The 17170-nt window shown below is 67.3% G+C and carries 19 protein-coding genes and 1 pseudogene; 5 read left to right on the top strand and 15 right to left on the bottom strand.

What is annotated here, in order from left to right; translation table 11 throughout:
* Nucleotides 1-478: 478 nt before the first annotated feature.
* The 8 genes from CJZ82_RS15025 to CJZ82_RS19665 form a co-directional block, all read right to left on the bottom strand.
* Complete coding sequence (locus tag CJZ82_RS15025; protein WP_094556566.1) at nt 479-754, bottom strand: DUF1971 domain-containing protein; 276 nt, start codon at nt 752-754, stop codon at nt 479-481.
* 147 nt (nt 755-901) lie between these two features.
* Nucleotides 902-1141, bottom strand: a complete 240-nt coding sequence (locus tag CJZ82_RS15020; RefSeq protein WP_369820082.1) for a hypothetical protein — start codon at nt 1139-1141, stop codon at nt 902-904.
* Nucleotides 1138-2532, bottom strand: coding sequence for a class II fumarate hydratase (gene fumC / locus CJZ82_RS15015; RefSeq protein ID WP_094556565.1), 1395 nt, complete (start codon nt 2530-2532; stop codon nt 1138-1140). Before fumC ends, CJZ82_RS15020 begins: the two co-directional genes overlap by 4 nt.
* On the bottom strand, nt 2532-3125 hold the full coding sequence (locus CJZ82_RS15010; RefSeq protein WP_094556564.1) for a thylakoid membrane photosystem I accumulation factor: 594 nt from the start codon (nt 3123-3125) through the stop codon (nt 2532-2534). Before CJZ82_RS15010 ends, fumC begins: the two co-directional genes overlap by 1 nt.
* A 34-nt stretch (nt 3126-3159) precedes the next feature.
* Complete coding sequence (locus tag CJZ82_RS15005) at nt 3160-4854, bottom strand: DUF3685 domain-containing protein (RefSeq protein ID WP_094556572.1); 1695 nt, start codon at nt 4852-4854, stop codon at nt 3160-3162.
* 66 nt (nt 4855-4920) lie between these two features.
* On the bottom strand, nt 4921-5283 hold the full coding sequence (locus tag CJZ82_RS15000) for a Fur family transcriptional regulator (RefSeq protein ID WP_094556571.1): 363 nt from the start codon (nt 5281-5283) through the stop codon (nt 4921-4923).
* 253 nt (nt 5284-5536) lie between these two features.
* Nucleotides 5537-6298, bottom strand: a complete 762-nt coding sequence (gene hisA / locus CJZ82_RS14995) for a 1-(5-phosphoribosyl)-5-[(5-phosphoribosylamino)methylideneamino]imidazole-4-carboxamide isomerase (RefSeq protein ID WP_094556563.1) — start codon at nt 6296-6298, stop codon at nt 5537-5539.
* A 29-nt stretch (nt 6299-6327) separates the two neighbouring features.
* Nucleotides 6328-6567 carry a hypothetical protein gene (locus CJZ82_RS19665; protein WP_369820084.1) on the bottom strand — a complete coding sequence of 80 codons (240 nt, stop codon included), beginning with the start codon at nt 6565-6567 and terminating at the stop codon, nt 6328-6330.
* On the opposite strand from CJZ82_RS19665, the gene CJZ82_RS19660 reads away from it, so the two are divergent.
* A complete protein-coding gene (locus CJZ82_RS19660; protein ID WP_369820085.1) occupies nt 6487-6657 on the top strand; it encodes a hypothetical protein in 171 nt (56 codons plus the stop codon). The two genes, CJZ82_RS19665 and CJZ82_RS19660, sit on opposite strands and share 81 nt — an antisense overlap.
* A gap of 29 nt (nt 6658-6686) precedes the next feature.
* On the opposite strand, the pseudogene CJZ82_RS19655 reads toward CJZ82_RS19660, so the two are convergent.
* Nucleotides 6687-6848 (bottom strand): annotated as a pseudogene (locus CJZ82_RS19655) (hypothetical protein); the annotation flags it as partial.
* Nucleotides 6849-7115: 267 nt separating this feature from the next.
* On the opposite strand from CJZ82_RS19655, the gene CJZ82_RS14985 reads away from it, so the two are divergent.
* A complete protein-coding gene (locus tag CJZ82_RS14985; RefSeq protein ID WP_094556562.1) occupies nt 7116-8036 on the top strand; it encodes an NAD-dependent epimerase/dehydratase family protein in 921 nt (306 codons plus the stop codon).
* Here the strand turns inward: CJZ82_RS14985 and CJZ82_RS14980 are convergent.
* Complete coding sequence (locus CJZ82_RS14980; protein WP_094556561.1) at nt 8005-8592, bottom strand: CDP-alcohol phosphatidyltransferase family protein; 588 nt, start codon at nt 8590-8592, stop codon at nt 8005-8007. The two genes, CJZ82_RS14985 and CJZ82_RS14980, sit on opposite strands and share 32 nt — an antisense overlap.
* Before the next feature lie 103 nt (nt 8593-8695).
* On the opposite strand from CJZ82_RS14980, the gene CJZ82_RS14975 reads away from it, so the two are divergent.
* A complete protein-coding gene (locus CJZ82_RS14975) occupies nt 8696-9130 on the top strand; it encodes a CBS domain-containing protein (protein ID WP_094556560.1) in 435 nt (144 codons plus the stop codon).
* Here the strand turns inward: CJZ82_RS14975 and pdeM are convergent.
* The gene (pdeM, locus tag CJZ82_RS14970; RefSeq protein WP_094556559.1) at nt 9087-9794 is read right to left on the bottom strand and encodes a ligase-associated DNA damage response endonuclease PdeM; all 708 of its coding nucleotides are present in this window, start codon (nt 9792-9794) and stop codon (nt 9087-9089) included. The genes CJZ82_RS14975 and pdeM overlap by 44 nt on opposite strands.
* Before the next feature lie 12 nt (nt 9795-9806).
* Entirely contained in the window at nt 9807-10391 is a 585-nt protein-coding gene (locus CJZ82_RS14965) for a glutathione S-transferase family protein (protein ID WP_094556558.1), read from the bottom strand.
* A gap of 32 nt (nt 10392-10423) precedes the next feature.
* On the opposite strand from CJZ82_RS14965, the gene CJZ82_RS14960 reads away from it, so the two are divergent.
* Nucleotides 10424-12550: a 4Fe-4S binding protein gene (locus CJZ82_RS14960; protein WP_094556557.1), complete on the top strand. Its 2127-nt coding sequence runs from the start codon at nt 10424-10426 to the stop codon at nt 12548-12550.
* A gap of 53 nt (nt 12551-12603) precedes the next feature.
* Here the strand turns inward: CJZ82_RS14960 and CJZ82_RS14955 are convergent, their stop codons facing one another.
* Complete coding sequence (locus CJZ82_RS14955) at nt 12604-12882, bottom strand: hypothetical protein (protein ID WP_158218594.1); 279 nt, start codon at nt 12880-12882, stop codon at nt 12604-12606.
* Between the two features lie 92 nt (nt 12883-12974).
* On the opposite strand from CJZ82_RS14955, the gene CJZ82_RS14950 reads away from it, so the two are divergent.
* Complete coding sequence (locus CJZ82_RS14950; protein WP_233130281.1) at nt 12975-13211, top strand: hypothetical protein; 237 nt, start codon at nt 12975-12977, stop codon at nt 13209-13211.
* 137 nt (nt 13212-13348) lie between these two features.
* Here CJZ82_RS14950 and CJZ82_RS14945 read toward each other — a convergent pair whose 3' ends face one another.
* Both CJZ82_RS14945 and CJZ82_RS14940 read right to left on the bottom strand, forming a co-directional pair.
* The gene (locus CJZ82_RS14945) at nt 13349-14605 is read right to left on the bottom strand and encodes a glycosyltransferase family 2 protein (protein ID WP_094556554.1); all 1257 of its coding nucleotides are present in this window, start codon (nt 14603-14605) and stop codon (nt 13349-13351) included.
* Nucleotides 14606-14638: 33 nt separating this feature from the next.
* The gene (locus tag CJZ82_RS14940; protein ID WP_094556553.1) at nt 14639-17170 is read right to left on the bottom strand and encodes a ligase-associated DNA damage response DEXH box helicase; all 2532 of its coding nucleotides are present in this window, start codon (nt 17168-17170) and stop codon (nt 14639-14641) included.

The raw sequence follows: 17170 nt of genomic DNA, 5'->3' as shown, positions 1-17170 counted from the left end.
GCTCGTAGTCCGTGAAGCCCAGCTGGAGGGGTTCGGCCATCCGTTCCAGTCTCAGTCTTGGATCTGGATTGATTTTAGCGGGTTTTTCAGATGTTCCTTAAGCCAGCCTCCTTCAACATAGGCTTGGTCAGGCGAATGCCCCGCGAGTTTCCAATTCTGAACAGCTTCGCACTCACAGGCCACGCCAACGAACAAGGATAGATCGTGCGTAGCCACGATCTATCCTTGTTCGTTAGCCGTCGGAATGAGCTTGTTTGGCTTTGAGTGCTTTTCTATGTCTTCTCGGCACCACCCTATTACGGCTTTGACGTTTGTACGGCTTTCAAGGCCTGCGAGCAAGATCGTTCAGCATTTCAGACACCTTTGAAATGCGCTACCTCGGGGGTTCAGTTGAGTGTGTCTCTCAGGGGTGCCAAAAAATCAGCTTGCCTCTTTCCAGCTTTGCCATTTTTTCCAATGAAGCAAGCAGAGAAACACCTTATCGGTAGAACTCCACATAGAAGCGAACTTCTCCTAGCGGCTCTACTTCATGCTTGACGGTCGGCTCCACCACCCCAGACAACTCTGGCCCGAGCAGGATTTCCTCCAAATCCGGGTCAAGGATTCGGTATCTGAGCTGTCCTTCAATCACCACGATCTTGCCCCACACGCCATCTTTCGTATTGTGGCTGTGGAGCAGGCCAATCGGAATAGTGTCTTGTGTAAAGTTTGGAGTGCGCCTGTACGAGGACACGTTGTCTGGAATGTGCTTCATTTTAGTTCGGGCGCATAACTTGTTATTGGATGGTTTCCGTGAACCACGCCCCGAAGTACCTCCTTTCTGTGAATCTCGGCGGCTACTCCTCCGCATTGAGCTCATAAGCCTATGGCAGCTTCGGGTCTGCCATTCCGCCCAGCAAGCTCAAGTGTGGTTTATGGGTTCGTGAATCACTTTTTTGAAAAGCTTCACCAAGTCTGCTGAGCTGTTTACCCCGATAGGCCCACTTTTGAGCACATGGGTATAGATCATGGTGGTGCTCACATCCTGCTGGCCCATCTGTTCCTGGATCGTGCGGATGTCCTGGCCCTGCTTCACCGCCTTCTGAACCACGCACTGATCGAGATGGTGTAGCCCTCCGCATTCGCCATGGGGCTCGCTCACACCATCGCTCCGGGTTTCACCCACCGATCGAACTCTTCAGCGCTGATCTCCCCGAGCAATAGAGCCGCTTCCCTGAGACTCAGCCGGTGCTCGTGGGCATGTTTGGCAATGGAGCAGGCGCGGTCGTAGCCGATTGCCGGTGTGAGGGCGGTGACCAGCATCAGGCTCTGATCGAGCAGATCACCGATGCGGCTTTCGTTGGCCACCAATCCATCGATGCAGAGGGTGCGGAAGCCGGTGCAGGCACCCGCGAGCAGATCGATGCTTTCGAGCACATTGTGAGCAATTAACGGCTTGAACACGTTGAGCTCGAAATTGCCCTGGCTGGCCGCCATCTGCACGGCGGTGTTGTTGCCCATCACCTGCACCGCCACCATTGTGAGGCTCTCGCACTGGGTGGGATTCACCTTGCCCGGCATGATCGAGGAGCCCGGTTCGTTCTCCGGCAGGATCAGCTCCCCCAGTCCGCAGCGTGGGCCGCTGCCGAGCCAGCGGATGTCGTTGGCGATCTTCAACAGGCTGCCGGCCAGCACCGTGAGCGCGCCATGGGCTGCGGCCAGCGGTTCATGGCCTGCCAGTGCCTGGAACTTGTTCGGCGCAGCGGTGAACGGCAGGCCTGTGCGCTCGCTCAGCCGTGCCGCCACCTTCTCGCCGAAGCCGGCGGGTGCATTGAGACCGGTACCCACCGCTGTGCCGCCGATCGCCAACTGGCGCACCTGGGGCTGGGCGTGGCGCAGGCTCTCGAGTCCCAGCTCCAGCTGGGCCACGTAGCCACCGAATTCCTGACCCAGGCTCAGCGGCACCGCGTCCTGCAGATGGGTGCGGCCGATCTTGATGATTCCCGCGAACGCGCCTGCCTTGCTGCGCAGGGCTTCGATCAGCGCCTCCACCGACGGAATCAGCCGCCGCTCCAGTTCGATTGCCACCGCCACATGCAGCGCTGCAGGGAAGGTGTCGTTGCTCGACTGGCTCAGATTCACGTGGTCGTTCGGGTGCACCGGGCTCTTGCTGCCCAGCACACCGCCCGCGGCCTCGATCGCCTGGTTGGCGATCACCTCATTCACATTCATGTTCGTCTGGGTGCCGGAACCCGTCTGCCACACCTTCAGCGGAAACTCATCATCCAGAGCCCCTCTCGCCACTTCCTCGGCGGCGGCCACGATCAGAGCGGTCAGCTCCGGCGCGAGCTTTCCTTCGGCCTGGTTCACTTCGGCGCAGGCGGCCTTGAGCTGGCCGAAGGCATGAACCACCGCCAGCGGCATCTCCGCCCCGAAGGGGAAGTTGCTGATCGAGCGCTGAGTCTGGGCGCCCCAGTAGCGCTGAGCGGGCACCTCGACGGCACCGAGGCTGTCCGTTTCACGCCGCGTGCTGGCATCCGGCTGGATCGTCATCAGCCTGCGGGCACCACTTCGCTGTTCAGCTCATTGAAGCTTCGGGTTGCGCTGGCGCCGGAGCTGCCGGCTGGATTCAGCCCGGTGGCCTTGCTCAGGGCCGCGCTGATGGTCTCGCTGCTCACCTGGCCCTTGCCGTCGAACACCACACGGCCGGCGGCATCGAGCACCACCACCTGGGGAATCAGCCCCTTCCAGTAGTGGGCAGGGTCGCTGGTGCCTTGATCGGGTCGGTTCTGGACCTGATCGGTGGTGAGTGGAATGATCTCGACCCTCGAGGCCCACAGCCGCTGAAGTTCCGAGACCACGGGGGCGAACTGCTTGCTGTCGGCACTGTCATCTAAATAGAAGATCAGCACCACCGGACGGTGATCGGCCATGGCCTGAGCCAGGCTGGTGCGGGGTGGCACCAGTGAGCCATTGCCGGCATAGAGCGAATAGATGTTTCCGTCGTAGCTGTTCGTGGTGAGGGCAGCCGCCGCTGGAGACGCCGGGGCCAGTAGCAGCCAGACGCCGAGGATCAGGCTGAGAAGACCGGCTTTGAGGGGGTGGATGTGGCCGGCTTGGAAGCCGAGGCGGGCAGGAAGGCGCAACCGAACACCAGATGGGCTTGGGCCATTGTGACTCTCAGGGTCTGCTGATGCCTCGCCCAAGCCCCTGGAGGATCCCCCGTCCCACCAGGCCGATGGCACGACCGATCACCTGGGTGAGCACCACCACGATCAGATCCCCGACGCGCTGCAGCAGCGTGCGCAGCTGCGGTGCCAGGGCATCACGGGCCTCCAGCGCCAGGGTGACGCTCTGCTGCAGCCAACCCAGCTGGCGCAGTTCCTCGTCGCGGGGTTCGGTGAGCAGCAGCGGGGAGATCGTTCCCCCCTGCTCAAGGCGATAGAGGCGCCGCTGGCTTTCGTAGAGCTGGATCGGCTTCTCAAACCACTCGCTCCAGCGCTGCTGGGCATTGAGCTGGTTGCGCAGGCGCTCCAGGCTGCGGGTGGCGATCAGCTCCTTCACCAGCAGGTAGCGGCGCAGTTCCGGCCAGTCGCCGCAACTGGCGAGCACATCGGCGCTGATGCGCTCGGCGCTGCGGATCACCCAGTTGCTCACCAGAGACTCCAGATAGAGCAGGGCCTGAGGTTCATCAGGGGCGAGCAGGCGGCCGTCCACCAGCAGCGGCTGGGCGGAGAGCAGAGCCGCCAGCATCGGCTGGCTGGGGGGAAGCTCAGGGTCGTCGAGCTCGAAGCTCCCCTGACTGGTGAGGGTGTCGGCCACGGGAAGCAGGGCCCCCTGCTGGGGCAGTTGCACATAGGGACCGGCCATCTGGCGCAGGGCCTGGCGACGCAGTTCCGGCTGCAGGCTCTGCCAGCGCCCCTGAAGGTCGTCGCCGCGCAGGCGTTCCTGGCGCAGCTGGCGCAACAGCTGATCCAGCTGGCTCAGCAAGGCCACGAACAGATCGCGCCGGCGCTCCGGGCTCAGTCCTTCGAGGGCGAACAGCTCGGCGCTGCCCTGGCGCAGCAGCGGCCCCTGGCTGGCCTCGCTCAGCCGTTGATGGATCGTCTCCCACACCGCTACAGCAGTGCGCTGCCTCAGAGTGATGGCGGTGCTGCCCCCACTGGGCGGGCGGGGTTCGTCGGCAGAGCTCTTCGGCTCAGGAGGCAGTCCGGTGGCACCCCAGGCCATCGACACCGGCCCCCACAGCCAGATCAGCAGGGACCGGGCGGAGCGCAATTCCCGCAGCCGCCCCTCCAGGATCAACTGCAGCAGCAGGTTGGCGGGAGGAGGGGCCAGCAGGCGGCCGCAGAGTTGCAGCTCCTGATCGATCTGCTGCAGGCCGCTGATCAGCAGCCACTGGCCGAGCCCCATCGTTCCAGTTCCCCAGACGCCGCTGGTCTGGGGATTGACTCTGGAGCTGGTGCCGCCGTCCAGCGCCACCACCCGTCCGCCCTGCAGCAGGGTGGCCACCGCCTCCAGCAAGGCTTCCGGTTCGGGCTCCTGCAGCAGTCCGGCGGCCGGCAGCTGCAGGAGCCATTCACTGCTGCAGCCGGGCTGGGCGGGGATCAACAGCAGCAGGGGCGCCGGTAACCAGCGCTGCTCCAGCCGCTCCAGCTCCAGCAGCAGGTTGCTGGGATGGATCGGGGCCTCCAGGCTCCAGATCACCAGCTGGGGGGCGCCTTCGAGTTCGGAGGGTTCGCCCGCCACCCGGCAGGGGGGGCTCGCTTCCTTGAGCAAGCGGCTCAGGCCCTGACGCAGCAGCGGCTGAGCCAGCAGCAGCACCTGGACGCTGGGGATCCCGGCAGCCCCATGGGCAGCCGCAGGCTCAGTCACGCGCCGTTCCAGTTCATGCACTCAAGGTAACGAGCGCAGGCTGGAAACTCCAGGGCCTGGATCTGATCAGGGCCTGTGGCGGCCGAAGAGCTGAAGGGTGTACGACTCGATGCTGTAACCAGTGAGATCCTCGATCTGCTGCACCAGCTCCTCGGGCAGCACCACATCGAGGTCCTGGATCTCGCCGCTATTCAGGCAGGTGAGGTGGCTGTGGGGATCGCTGCGGTAGCCATAGAGCCTGCCGCTGGCGCGGTCAAGGCACTCGATCACACCAGCGGACTGGAGGGCCTCGAGGTTCTGGTAGACGGAGGTGTGGCCGATGTTGCGGCCCTGGGTATTGAGGCGCTCAAAGATGTCACGGGCACTGAGGTGACGCCGATCGCTCCACAGCAGTTCCAGCACCATTCGCCGCTGGCGGCTAAGGCGCATGCCCAGATCACGACAGCGCCTGAACGCCTGGGCCACCGTGACGCGCAGGTCGGCCGGGGCTGATTCCTGCAGAGCACTTTCGCCGTTAGCTGAGGCTGAGCCTTCGCCGGCTGATCGGGTCGCTCCGGAGCTCACCGGCACGGTTGTGGTGGTGAGGGCGACAGACACGGAGTGGAGGTCAACACGAGGTGATCTCTATGTTAAGGGCCACGCTCGATCGGTTTGTGTCGCCTGTGGGGTGAGCTCGCTTCGATCAGCAGTACGAGGCATCAACAGGGTCCTGCAACCGCGCGGATCCCACCGCTTGCAGGGCTTCGCCCAGGTCGACACTGCCGTCGTACAGCGCTCGGCCCACGATCACCCCTTCCACACCCAGTGGGGCCAGGCTGAGCAGGGCAAGCAGGTCGGTGACCGAGCCCACGCCGCCCGAGGCGATCACCGGCACGGAACTGGCGCTGGCCATGGCCCGCAACGCCTCCACGTTCGGCCCGGCCAGAGTGCCGTCGGTGGCGATGTCGGTGCTGATGATCGCCGCCACGCCGCTGCCTTCAAAGCTGGCGGCCAGCTCGGTGGCCACGGTGCGGCTCTCCTCGATCCAGCCCCGGGTGGCCACCAGGCCGTTGCGGGCATCGATTCCCACCACGATGCGGCCGGGATGGCGGGCCGCCAGTTCCCGCACCAGCTCCGGCTGCTCGATCGCCACGGTGCCGAGGATGACCCGATCGAGTCCGCAGGCCAGCAGGTCGTCGGCTCGCTCTGCAGTGCGCACACCGCCGCCCAGCTGCACCGGAATCGTGAGGGCAGCGGTGATGGCGCGCACCACGGCATCGTTGACGGGCCTGCCACTGCGGGCGCCATCAAGATCGACGAGATGCAGCCGCTCGGCGCCCTGCCTCTGCCAGGCCAGGGCCTGGGCCACGGGGTCATCGCTGAAGCGGGTCACCTGGTCGTAGTCGCCCTGATGCAGGCGCACGCAGTGGCCGTCGAGCAGGTCGATGGCAGGAATGATCTGCATGGCGGGGCGGACTGAGCCGTGTTAGCGGCTCATCCTGGCTGGTTGGAGGCCACTCCCAGCCCGTAGGGCTTATGGTCGGCAGGATCGGTGATTCCCAGCTCCAGTCGCCAGTCGGCCACGGGTCGCTCCCATCCCTCCTCCCACCGGGCAAGCGCCAGGCAGGAAGCGCTGTGGCCGATCGCCATTCCATGGGCAACTGCGCGGCTGAGCAGCTCGAAGCGCTCAAGCTGCAGCCGGAAGCTGGCCAGCTGGCCGGCGGTGGTGAGCAGCACGTAGGCCGGGAAGCCGATCTGGCAGGCGGTGATCGCCAGTACGCCGCTCTCCCCACCGCCGCGGTGCCGAAGCCGCTCACCACATGATGAATGTCGTGGGTGGTGGCGATGCGCTGAGTCAGCCAGCGGGCTTCGGTGTCGACCGGACGTGGCCGGAAGAACTCGGGGTCGTAGTTGAGCTGCCGGATCAGTTGGGCGTAGCTGTGGCCGAGGCTGCCCTCAGGCAGCTGGATCAGTGAGTCGATATCGGGCTGGAGGGGTGGGTAGCGCCCATCCATCAGCTCAGCGCCGCCGGGCAAAGCACAGAAGCGCCGAACGCATTCCGCCATCTGGGGGCTGTCGATCAGGTTGTCGACCAGATCCGCCACCGAACCCAGATCGCCTCCGCTGCGACCGATGGCGGACAGCAGCTCGAGGTTGTTCAGGGAACGCAGCAGTTCGGCGAAGCGCGTCATCAGATGTCGCTCAGGACCGCGTCCACTGTGGCTCTTTTGGGTAGGGCCTCCATGGCTCGCTTGAATGGCCCCAGTACGGCCAAGCGCCCCATGAAGATCCTTGTGATGGGTGGCACCCGTTTCATCGGCAAGCCCCTGGTGGCCCAGTTGCAGGAGGCCGGCCATGCCATCACCCTGTTCACCCGCGGCCGCAATCCCGTGCCGGCGGATCTGGAGCATCTGGTCGGCGATCGAACCTCCGCTGAGGACCTCGCCCAGCTGCAAGGCCGCAGCTTCGACGTGATCATCGACAGCAGCGGTCGCAGCGGCGCCGACAGCGAGGCCGTGGTGGAGCGCACCGGAGCACCCAGCTACCGCTTCGTCTACGTCAGCTCCGCCGGGGTCTATGCCGACAGCGAGCTCTGGCCCCTGGATGAGCAGGCCGCCACCGATCCGGCCAGTCGCCATGCCGGCAAGCTCGACACCGAGACCTGGCTGCGGCAGCAGGCGATCCCCTTCACCAGCTTCCGCCCCACCTACATCTATGGACCCGGCAACTACAACCCGGTCGAGAGCTGGTTCTTCGATCGAATCGTCCACGGCCGGCATGTGCCCCTGCCCGGGGATGGCACCACCATCACCCAACTGGGTCATGTGAGGGATCTGGCCACGGCGATGGCCCGCTGCCTGGATGTGGAGGCTGCGGCCAATCGCATCTACAACTGCAGCGGGGCCCAGGGCGTCACTTTCCGGGGCCTGGTGGCCGCGGCGGCGCGGGCCTGCGGCGTCGACCCGGCGGCGGTGGAGATCCGCAGTTTTGATCCCTCGGGGCTCGACAAAAAAGCCCGAAAGGCCTTTCCCCTGCGCCTGGCCCATTTCCTCACCGACATCCACCGGGTGCAGCGCGAGCTGGCCTGGTCGCCCGCCTTCGATCTCGAAGCCGGCCTGGCTGACAGCTTCAGCAACGATTACGCCCTGCGCGGCCCCACCACACCCGACTTCAGCTCCGACGAGGCCCTGCTGGCCGGCTGAGGCCCACACCGAGGTAGCCCAACCCGGAGCTGAGCGCCAGCAGCAGCGACGGCCAGAACAACCACCAGCCCAGGCCGCGCATACCGCTGGCCAGGGGCCAGGACTGGGGCCAGAGCAGCAGCAGCAGGGCGGCGAACTGGAGCACGGTCTTGGCCTTGCCAGCACTCGAGGCCGGTCCACCACTGTCCTGACCGGCCCGCCAGCCGGAGATCAGCAGCTCCCGCGCCAGCAGCAACCACACCGCCCAGAGAGGCAGAGTCCCCTCCCTTGCCAGCCAGAGCAGGGGAGCGCTGATCAGGATCTTGTCGGTGAGGGGGTCGAGCCGTGCTCCCCAGACCGAGCCGCCGCCAGAGCGCCGGGCCAGCCAGCCGTCGGCCCAGTCGCTGAACCCGCCCAGCAGCAGCAAGGCCCAGCCCAGGCCCGCCTGGCCGGCGCCGAGGGCCAACAGGATCGGCAGTCCCAGGAAGGCCCGGGCAACGGTGAGTGCATCGGCCAGGCGGCGAGCCAGGGGCGCGGCGGGCTGCCCGCCATCGGATTCAGGTGCGAAAGGGGTCATCGCGGCCGTGCCTGGGCGTGCCCCCACGCTGGCCTAGAACCCTTGCAGACGCTCTGCACCGATGACCCCCGACACCCCAGGAACCGTACGGGTGGCCGACGCGATGTCCACACCCGTGCTGTCGGTGACACCGACCACGCTGCTGCAGGAGGCGGTGAAGCTGATGAGTGATCACCACATCAGCGGCCTGCCCGTGCTTGACGAGCACGGGGCCCTGATCGGCGAGTTGAGCGAGCAGGACCTGATGGTGCGCGAAAGCGGCTTTGATGCCGGCCCTTACGTGATGCTGCTCGACGCCGTGATCTATCTGCGCAACCCCCTCGACTGGGACAAGCAGGTGCACCAGGTGCTGGGCAACACGGTGGCTGATGTGATGAACCGCCACCCCCATAGCTGCAGCGCTGAGGTGTCGCTGGCCGCGGCCGCCAAGCTGCTGCACGACCGCTCCACCCAGCGGCTGTTCGTGCGTGAGGGCGAAGCCGTGGTGGGGGTGCTCACCCGCGGCGATGTGGTGCGCGCCCTGGCGGCTGAGGGCTGAGCGCCTGCCAGGGCACGATCGCCCCGTCAGCCACCAGCCAGATCTGCTCGCGCCGATCGCAGGGATGTCCGCCGGTGAGCTGCCCGAAGGAGGGCAGCACCAGGCGCCGTACCCCTTCGTCGTAGCTGAAGCAGGGCAGGCGCAGGCGATCGCTGCGGTCACCGATCAGCGCCACAGGGTGCAGGTGGCCGCAGACGTGCAGACGATCGGTTGACCCGGGTGGGGGCTGATCTTCGGGACCATGGCTCAGCCAGAGGCTTCCCCGGGCCATGGCCGGTTCCTGGGGCAGCCCCTCGATCCAGCTGCCCCGTTCGTGGTTGCCGCCGATCAGCCGCAGTCGGCAGCCCAGCAGCTGGGGCAGGGCCCTGAGTTTCTGGCGCAGCTCGGCGGTGAGGCCCAGCCGGCTGTGGATCAGGTCGCCCAGCACCACCACTTCCTGCGGGCGCCAGACGTGGGCCAGGGTCAGCAGGGCGTTGAGGGTGCCCGCATCCCCGTCGCTGGGCAGGGCGATGCCCTGGCTCTGGAAGGTCTCGGCCTTGCCCAGGTGCAGATCGGCCACCAGCAGCAGCTTTTGCTCGGGATCCCAGAGCGCCTTTGCCGCCAGCAGCTCCAGCCGCTGCCCCCGCCAGTGGAAGGGTGCCCGATCGAGGGGGTGGTCCACCATCACGCCGCCCGCTCAGTCCGTGGCCATCGCTGCCTGATAGGCGGGCCTGGCGCGGGTGGCCTCGATCGTGGCCTGAACCGCCGGGTAGGGGCTCAGATCGAGCTGGGGGAAAAAGACGGGCAGGTAGGCCAGGTGGGCATTCACGGCGCAGTCGGCCACACCCCAGGCCGCACCGACCAACGCCTGGCCATCGGCCAGGCGTTGGTCGAGAGCGGCCATCAGCCGCGGAAACTCCCGCTCCCGGGCCGATTCCACGAACAGGGCAGTGGCCAGGGTGGCATTGGCGAACAGCACCCACTGCTCGGCCAGGGCCCGCTGCTCTGGGCTGGTGAATTCCTTGCCATAGCGATCGGCGAGGTAGAGCAGGATCGCGCCGCTCTCGAACAGGCGCAGGGGTTTTCCGAGCGGGTCCTGGGCGCCGGTGTCCTCCAGGGCCGGCACTTTGCCGAAGGGATTGATGGCGAGGAAGGCCTCCTGCCGGTGCTCTCCGGCCTGCATGTCGAGCAGGCGCCAGTTGTAGGGAATCCCCTTCTCGGCCAGATACCAGCGGGGCATGGACGCCCTGGAGCGGAGACCGCCGTAGAGGGTGAGGGTCATGGGTTGGGGGGAGCTGGAACCTTCGCCGCAGAATGGAGCCTCATGGGGACGAAGCGCCAGTGGCCGACAGCCTGCTCCGTCTGGCTCCCCATCTGGTGGGCCGCGCCCGTCGCGGCATCGTTGGAGACAGCCGCTATGCCCGCTCCCTGCGTGAGGCGGTGCGCACGGCCTCCCAGGACCCGCTCGGTGGCCCGCTGCTGATCACCGGTGAACCTGGGCTGGAGAAGGACAACATCGCCGCCCTGATTCACTTCGGCTCCTCCTCCCGGCGGCAGCTGATGGTGCGCCTCGACGGGGCGCTGCTGCGTGGAGATGGTGCCGAGCTCTTCGGGGCTGCCGGCCGTGGCGGGGAGGGCTCCTTCCTGGACAACCCCGAGGTGGGCGCCCTGTTGATCGACAAGCTCGATCGGGTCGATCCCCAGCTGCTGCCCGCCCTGCTGGAGCTGGCTAAGAGTGGCCATTGGCAGGCGCCGGATCCCGCCGAAGCTCCCCACCACTTCACCGGCAGGGTCTTCTTCACCACCGAGGCGGTGGTGCCCGGCTTCGAGCGGGTCTGCACGCTGATCCGGGTGCCGCCGCTGCGGGTGCGGCGCCAGGACCTCGGCGATTGGCTGCGCTACGACCTGCGCCTCAAGAGTCGCGCCCTGGGCTGGCCGACGGCGCCGGTGGCGGGGGCGGAGCTGGTCCGCCGCCTGCAGACCCACGACTTCCCCGGCAACGTGCGCGAGCTTGAAGACCTGGTGGAGCGGGCCCTGCGTCAACTGCCGGTTCCGGCTGAGGGAGATCCGCCCCCGGAGCTGCCGGAGGACGTGTTCTGGCGACCCTCCCGCCAGAGTCGCCCCCGCTTCGACCTCTGGCGCTGGAAGCCGGCCCTGCGCCCCTGGATGCGCTCACCGAAGCTGTGGAACGCCCTGCTCTTCGGCCTGGTGAGCTGGGTGTTCGTGCTGGTGAACCTGTGGCTGTGGCTGGGACCCCAGGACCGCGCCCACAGCGGGGCACTGACGCTGTTCTGGGCCTGGTGGTGGCCCCTGATCCTGCTGGGCTACCCCCTGGTGGGCCGCATCTGGTGCTCCTTCTGCCCGTTCATGGTCTGGGGTGAGATCAGCCAGCGGCTGGCGGCTGCCCTGGGCTGGCAGCCATCCCGCTGGCCGAGGGGGGAAACCGACCGCTGGGCCGCGCCTGCCCTGGCAGCCGGCTTTGCCGCGATCCTGCTCTGGGAGGAGCTGGCAGATCTGGAGAACAGCGCCCGGCTGAGCAGTTGTCTGCTACTGCTGATCACCGCCGGGGCTGTGATCGGTTCGGTGCGCTTCGAAAAGCGGTTCTGGTGTCGCTATCTCTGCCCGGTGGGGGGGATGAACGGTCTGTTCGCCAAGCTCTCAGTTCTGGAGCTGCGCGCCCAGGTGGGCACCTGCAGCGGCAGCTGCAGCACCTATGCCTGCTTCAAGGGCGGTCCCGCCGATGGGGAGGGACTGGCCACGGCCGGCTGCCCGCTCGGCACCCACCCGGCTCACCTCGACGACAACCGCAACTGCGTGCTCTGTCTCACCTGCGCCCAGGCCTGCCCGCATCGCTCCGTGCAGCTGAGCCTGCGCCCACCCGCGGCCGATCTGCAGCGGGAGATGGCTCCACCCGACGGTGAGGCTGGTCTGATCCTGGTGCTCGCCGGCGGCGTCTGCCTGAAGTTCTGGGATCGGCTGCTGGGGTGGCTGCCCCTGGCCCCCGACAGCCTGCAGGCGGGCCCCTTTCTGCCGCGCCTGGCCTTTGCCGTCCTGGCTCTGGCGCTGCCTTCTGCCCTGGCCCTGCTTGCGCTTCGGATCGGGAGCTGGTTGACACCGCCGGAGCGGGCCGCCCGGCGTCTTCGCCTCGGGCTCTATGGCCTGCTGCCCCTGCTCTGGGCGCTGTTGCTGGCGCGGCACCTGCCGGTGGGGATGGCGGAAGCGGGCCGGTTGCTGCCGGTCAGCTTCCAGCAGCCGCTGCCCAGCTGGAGCGCCGATCCTCACGTGATTGCCTTCTGCCAGAGCCTGGTGCTGCTGCTGGGGGTCGGCGGGTCGCTGGTGCTGCTGCGCCGCCTGCTGCTGAACAGCCGGACGGCTCTGTGGTGGGGAAGCGCCGCGGCCCTGGCCCTGGGGGCGGGGGGGCGCTGGCTTGTGGCGGGTTAGGCAGGCTCGCCAAGGCCGCAGGCTCCGCACTGGCGGCAGGATCCGTCAGGGCCTCACAGCAGCGCGCAGAGCCGTCGGATGTCGGAGCTGCTGTAAAGGCTTCGCGTTGCTCCAGGTGTGTGCACGGCGAAGTTGTGCTCTTTTGTGAGCAGGTTGGTGGCACCGAGGCGGTTGGCGATCTCCACCCGCTCAAGGCCGCGGCTGTTCCGCCACAGCCGGCAGTCGTGGCGGGTGTCGTTGGTGAGGCCAGTCGCCCACACCCCGTTTGGGCCCGCCAGCAGCGTGGTGATCAACAGGGCAGGCCCGAGGCAACGGTGGCGCATCGACGACATCCAGCTGTGTCCAGTGTCCAACCAGATGTGTTCCAGCTGCTACACCAAAGCTGCCGCGCTCCGCCAGGATTCAGCAAGAGATGGAGAGCCCTGTGACCAGACGACGCCTCCAGCGCCAGCTTCCGGGCGAAACCCTCCACTGGCTTGAGTGCCGCCTGCACGCCCTCGAGAGCCGGGATCAATTCGAAGAGGCCTATGCCCTGCGGATGGAAATGGCCGAGTGGCTGCTGGAGGCCGGCCACGATCAACCCGTAAGCAACCTCACGGTGGCTCGGCTGCTGCGGGATCGAACCGTATTGGTGGATTCGCTTCTCTGCGACCCGACATAATCACGCCAGACGGCCTCCCCCCATGATCATCGCCCTGCTGATTGCCCTGGTGGGCTCCCTGGTGCTGATGAGCTGGATCGTCAAGAAGCTCAGCAAGGCCTGATCCAGGCCTGAGCAACCCGCCAGCTGCTGCAGCTTCAGGCCAGCGAACGTCCTCGCCAGGTCCAGCCCTGTCCTGTGCTGACCTTCCAGATCGAGACTGGAGCGATTGCGGCAATCACCAAACCCCCCAGCCAGCTCAGCCACCAGTAACGCAGGTCGAGCCTGAAGCGCCAGCGGCTCCAGAGCCGTAGCGCCAGTTGCAGGCCCACCCCTGCCAGGGCCGGCGAGAGCAACGACGGCCAGGCCAAGGGTTGCCGGATCGCCTGCAGCCCCGCCAACAGCAGCAGCAGCCAGGGGCCGCTGAACAGGCTCAGCACCACAACACCGCTGGCCAGGGTGAGCAGGGGGTTGCGGTTCAGGCCGAGATGCCAGTTCTTGGTCCAGCCCTCCCAGAGCGCACTGAAATCTGGGTACATGCGCAGCTCCAGCAGGTCGACGCCGAGCAGGTAGCGCAGGCTTAAACCCCGCTCCTTGATGGCCCGCGCCAGGGCGAGATCTTCCACCACTTCCGCCGCCAGGGCACGATGCCCGCCGATGGCCTCGTAGCTGGAGCGGCGGAAGAGCATGAACGGTCCGGCGGCGAAGGCGGTGGGGTTGCTGGGGTCGTTGGCGCGGGCGATCGGAAAGCCCAGTCCCAGCAGCGCCACCACGATCGGTTGCACCACCCATTCGGCCAGGCAGCCGCAGCGGATTCGCGGGGCGAGAGTGAGCAGATCGGCACCGCTGCGGCGCGCCTCGGCCACGGCGCTGGCCAGAGCCGCCGGCGCCACGGTCACATCGGCATCAACGAACAGCAGCCACTCCGTCGGGGGCGGGCCAGCTTCGGGAGTGGGGTGCTGGCTCAGCAGCCGTACCGCTTCGCTGCAGGGCCAGTTCTTGCCGCTCCAGCGTTCGCCGACGGGGCGGGGCCCGCAGCGCAGCACCTGCAGGGGCGGTGATGGGAAGGTGCCGGCCTCGATCAGCGCCTCCAGCCCTTCGGCTGTGCCGTCGCTGGAGTCATCGTCGGCCACAATCAGCCGCCAGCCCAGCCCCTGCAGCTCGCTTGCGAGCAGGGCGCCCACGCAGCTCTCGATCCTGGAGGCCTCGTTGTAAGCAGGCACGATCACGCTGAGGAAGTCGCGACCGCTGGCCTCAGCTGCACCCGTGGAAGCTCCAGCGGGGCTGGTTTCCGTGGCCCCCAGGCGCGGGGCGCGCCCCATGGTGAGCTCCAGGGCCAGCAGCAGCACCAGCAGCCCGAAGGCCGCCAGCCAGCCAGCCACCAGCAGCAGCTGGATTGTGATCGCCATGGTCATGGAGCCCAGCCCAGCGGCGCCCACTCTCGTCGTTCAGCCGTCGTCTTCCGCCTTCCTGGCTTCTGCCACCAGCCGCTGCACCCGCTCCAGCACCGACTCGCTGCTCATGCGGTTGTTGAGGCGCTCCACGAGCAGAGGGAAGGCGAAGGGCCCTGGCCGCGGGGTGCGCACCAGCAAGCGCTGAGCGCTGCTGAGGCGCTCAAGGGCCTGGCGCAGGCGCCCCAGTTCCAGCTGCTCGTCCATCACTTCGCGGCGGGCCTGCTCCAGCAGGAGGTTGCCGGGTTCATGTCGACTGAAGACATCGAAGAGCAGAGCAGCGCTGATCTGCAGCTGGCCGCCGCTTTTTTTCTGCCCCGGGAAGCCGTCCACCACCAGTCCGGCGATCTGGGCGATGGAGCGGAAGCGGCGGCGGCAGAGCTCGGAGAGGTTGATCGAAGCCTCCAGATCCGCTTCGAGCCCCGCCTGATCGAGCAGGGCATCGCTCCAGTCCTCGTAGAGCGCTTCGAAGGGGTAGCCGCGGGGAGCCAGCAGCTCGAAGCCGTAGTCGTTCACCGACACCGTGATCGTGGCCGACTGGATCCGGGTGAGCCGCCCGGCCCAGAGGAAGCCCAGACCCTCATGCACGAAGCGCCCCTCGAAGGGATAGGCGAACAGATGGCTGCCCTCGCGGCTGCGGGTCACCTCCACCAGAAACTGATCCTCACGCGGCAGGCGCGAGAGGTCGGCCTGGCGGCGCAGCAAGGGCTCGAGGGCCCGTAGTTCGTCCGTGTCGAGCTGAAGGCTTTCGCCGCTGGTTGCTGCCGGATCGGTGGCCTGGATGGCGCCGGCACAGCGGTGCACTTCCCGCCGCAGGTGAACGCTGAGCAGGTCGGAGAGGGCCATCTGGCCCCCGGCCCAGGCGGGCACTGTGCGGCTCTTGCGGGTGCTGGCCTTCACTAGAGCGGTCATGTCGCGCAGCCGCACGAACTCCAGCTGCCGCCCGGCAAAAAAGAACACATCGCCCGGCTTCAGGCGCGAGACGAAGCCCTCCTCCACATGACCGAGGGTGGCGCCGCGCACCACCTTGACGTTGATCGAGCTGCTGGAGGTAATCGTGCCGATCCCCAGCCGGTGCAGGCGGGCGATTACGGGATCCTTGACCCGGAACAGAACGGGCGCGCCCGTGGCTGGGACGGCACCAGGGGGCTCCTCCCGCTCCAGCTTGCGGTAGCGGGGATAGGCGCCGAGGCAGTCGCCGCCGTGCTCCAGGAAGCGCAGGCACCACTGCCAGCTGGCCCCATCGAGGTCGCGGTAGCTCCAGCTGCTGCGCACCCGCTCCAACTCCCGCTCCGGCTCGAAGCCCGGCCCGCAAGCCAGGCTGGTGAGGTGCTGCAGCAGCACATCCAGCGGCGCCACCGGCGGCCGCCGGGTTTCCACCAGCCCCTCCGCCAGCCCCCGCCGCATCGCCGACACCTCCAGCAGCTCGAGGGCGTTGGTGGGCATGAACAGCACCTGGGAGGTGCCGCCGGGATTGTGGGCCGAGCGGCCGGCCCGCTGCAGCAGCCGCGCCAGGTTCTTGGCACTGCCGATCTGCACCACGCGCTCCACCGGCTGGAAGTCGACCCCCAGATCGAGAGAGCTGGTGCAGACCACCCAGCGCACCGCCCCAGACTTGACCCCCGCCTCGATCGCCTCCCGCTCGGCCCGGTCGATCGAGCCGTGGTGCAGGGCCAGCGCCCCCTCCATCTCCGGGCAGGAGTAGCGCAGACATTGGTGCCAGCGCTCCGACTGATTGCGCGTGTTGGTGAACAGAAGCGTGGAGATGGCTGGATCCAGGGCCGCCACCAGTTCCTCGTACATGCGCAGGCCCAGGTGCCCACCCCAGGGGAAGCCATCGATCGATTCGGGCAGCAGACTGCGGATCTCGGTGTGCCGCTTGACCCGCGCGCACACCAGCAGGGGGTCCTCGCCTGCGCCAACACCCACAGCCGCATGGGCGGCCTCCTCCAGGTTGCCGATGGTGGCGCTGATCGCCCAGGTCCGCAGTCCCGGGCGCTGCCCTCGCAGCCAGCTCAGGGCCAGCTCCGTCTGGCTGCCGCGCTTGCTGCCCATCAGCTCGTGCCATTCATCCAGCACCACCGCCTCGAGGCCCGCAAACAGTTGCGCTGCCGCCCGGTTCGCCAGCAGCACCGAGAGTGATTCCGGCGTGGTGATCAGGATCTGGGGAGGCTGCCTGAGCTGCCGGCTGCGTTCACTGCTGGCGGTGTCGCCGTTGCGGATGCCCAGCGTCAGCGGCCAGCCCATGGCCTCGATCGGCTCTCGGATCGCCAGGGCCAGATCGCGGCTGAGGGCCCGCAAGGGTGTGAGATAGAGCAGGCGCAGGCCGGCAGCCGGGTTCGCGAGCATCGCGGCGATCGGTCCCATCACCGCCGCATAGGTTTTGCCGGCGCCGGTGGGCACCTGGATCAGACCGTTCTGTCCGCGCAGGTACGCCTTCCAGCACTGGCGCTGAAAGTGAAGGGGCCGCCAGCCCTTCTGGCGGAACCAGGCCTCGATCGGCTCAAGCGCGGCGCTCTGGGAGGCCAA

This window comes from Synechococcus sp. 1G10 (assembly GCF_002252625.1).
Lineage (GTDB): Bacteria > Cyanobacteriota > Cyanobacteriia > PCC-6307 > Cyanobiaceae > Regnicoccus_A.
The sequence above is the reverse complement of the archived record's forward strand: the minus strand, read 5'-3'. Positions and strand labels throughout refer to the sequence as shown.

Excerpts from the sequence above, each read along its gene's own strand:
- CJZ82_RS15025 (WP_094556566.1), bottom strand. The coding sequence starts at position 754 with ATGAAGCACATTCCAGACAACGTGTCCTCGTACAGGCGCACTCCAAAC.
- fumC (WP_094556565.1), bottom strand. The coding sequence starts at position 2,532 with ATGACGATCCAGCCGGATGCCAGCACGCGGCGTGAAACGGACAGCCTC.
- CJZ82_RS15000 (WP_094556571.1), bottom strand. The coding sequence starts at position 5,283 with ATGCGCCTTAGCCGCCAGCGGCGAATGGTGCTGGAACTGCTGTGGAGC.
- hisA (WP_094556563.1), bottom strand. The coding sequence starts at position 6,298 with ATGCAGATCATTCCTGCCATCGACCTGCTCGACGGCCACTGCGTGCGC.
- CJZ82_RS19660 (WP_369820085.1), top strand. The coding sequence starts at position 6,487 with ATGGGCAACTGCGCGGCTGAGCAGCTCGAAGCGCTCAAGCTGCAGCCG.
- CJZ82_RS14985 (WP_094556562.1), top strand. The coding sequence starts at position 7,116 with ATGAAGATCCTTGTGATGGGTGGCACCCGTTTCATCGGCAAGCCCCTG.
- CJZ82_RS14980 (WP_094556561.1), bottom strand. The coding sequence starts at position 8,592 with ATGACCCCTTTCGCACCTGAATCCGATGGCGGGCAGCCCGCCGCGCCC.
- CJZ82_RS14975 (WP_094556560.1), top strand. The coding sequence starts at position 8,696 with ATGTCCACACCCGTGCTGTCGGTGACACCGACCACGCTGCTGCAGGAG.
- pdeM (WP_094556559.1), bottom strand. The coding sequence starts at position 9,794 with ATGGTGGACCACCCCCTCGATCGGGCACCCTTCCACTGGCGGGGGCAG.
- CJZ82_RS14965 (WP_094556558.1), bottom strand. The coding sequence starts at position 10,391 with ATGACCCTCACCCTCTACGGCGGTCTCCGCTCCAGGGCGTCCATGCCC.
- CJZ82_RS14960 (WP_094556557.1), top strand. The coding sequence starts at position 10,424 with ATGGAGCCTCATGGGGACGAAGCGCCAGTGGCCGACAGCCTGCTCCGT.
- CJZ82_RS14955 (WP_158218594.1), bottom strand. The coding sequence starts at position 12,882 with ATGTCGTCGATGCGCCACCGTTGCCTCGGGCCTGCCCTGTTGATCACC.
- CJZ82_RS14945 (WP_094556554.1), bottom strand. The coding sequence starts at position 14,605 with ATGACCATGGCGATCACAATCCAGCTGCTGCTGGTGGCTGGCTGGCTG.